The following is a 1193-nucleotide window of genomic DNA, read 5'->3' on the forward strand; positions in this document are numbered from 1 at the left end:
TAGGGAAATCCTGAAAAAGACTTTCTTATTTGGCAAAATACCCCGAGTCCCATCGCCGAGCCATTCCATGAAGCAGATGACCTTCGCCGACGCCGAGTACGCCGGCAAACGCAAACAGACCCGCAAGGAACTGTTCCTGATCGAGATGGATCGGGTGGTTCCGTGGAAAGGACTGATTGCCTTGATCGAACCCCATTATCCAAAGGGTGAAGGTGGTCGCCCGGCCTATCCGCTGATGGCGATGCTGCGTGTTCACCTGATGCAGAACTGGTTCGGCTACAGCGATCCTGCCATGGAGGAAGCGCTGTACGAGACCACTATCCTGCGCCAGTTTGCCGGACTTGAACTCAAGCGCATCCCAGACGAAACGACCATCCTCAACTTCCGTCGTCTGTTGGAAAAACATGAGGTGGCGGCCGGGATTCTGGGGGTAATCAATGGTTACCTGGGCGATCGTGGACTGTCGTTGCGCCAGGGCACCATCGTGGACGCCACGCTGATCAATGCCCCCAGTTCGACCAAGAACAAGGACGGCAAACGCGATCCGGAAATGCACCAGACGAAGAAAGGCAACCAGTATTACTTCGGTGCCAAGGCGCATATCGGCGTTGATGACGAATCAGGTCTGGTGCACAGCGTGGTGGTCACAGCGGCGAATGTCGCCGACATAACGCAAGTCGACAAACTGCTGCATGGCGAGGAGAACGCTGTGTGCGCTGACGCCGGTTACACCGGTATCGAGAAGCGCGAAGAGCATGCCGACCGGAGCGTGATGTGGCAGGTTGCCGCTCGGCGCAGTACTTACAAGAAACACGGTGAGCACAGCGTTCTTTACAAGGCAATTCGCAAGATAGAAAGGGCCAAGGCTCAAGTGCGGTCGAAGGTGGAGCACCCTTTCCGGGTCATCAAGCGTCAGTTTGGTTATACGAAGGTGCGTTTCCGTGGACTGGCGAAGAACACAGCGCAGATGGTGACGCTGTTTGCCTTGTCGAATCTGTGGATGGCTCGCCGACATTTACTGACGGGTGCAGGAGAGGTGCGCCTGTAATGTGGAAAATGGATAGGAATAGTTCGCTTGAGGGCCGAGAAACGGGAATAAGCGACTGATTTGATCTTTTTTTCGATCAAGCGCCATTTTTTAAATAGCCACGAGCTGCGGTCAGCCAAAAAGACGCGGCTATTTCAGACCATCC

General features: G+C 54.8%; 1 protein-coding gene. It reads left to right on the forward strand.

Annotated elements, in window-relative coordinates; all coding sequences use genetic code 11:
* Positions 1-67 precede the first annotated feature (67 nt).
* Positions 68-1048 (forward strand): IS5 family transposase, encoded by a 981-nt coding sequence (locus tag BLL38_RS29945; protein ID WP_076965382.1) that lies wholly within the window; start codon positions 68-70, stop codon positions 1046-1048.
* The last annotated feature ends 145 nt before the right edge of the window (positions 1049-1193 follow it).

The organism is Pseudomonas gessardii, from assembly GCF_001983165.1.
GTDB lineage: Bacteria > Pseudomonadota > Gammaproteobacteria > Pseudomonadales > Pseudomonadaceae > Aquipseudomonas > Aquipseudomonas gessardii.

What these genes read in the sequence shown, in the direction of transcription:
- BLL38_RS29945 (WP_076965382.1), top strand. Translation starts at nt 68, where the DNA reads ATGAAGCAGATGACCTTCGCCGACGCCGAGTACGCCGGCAAACGCAAA.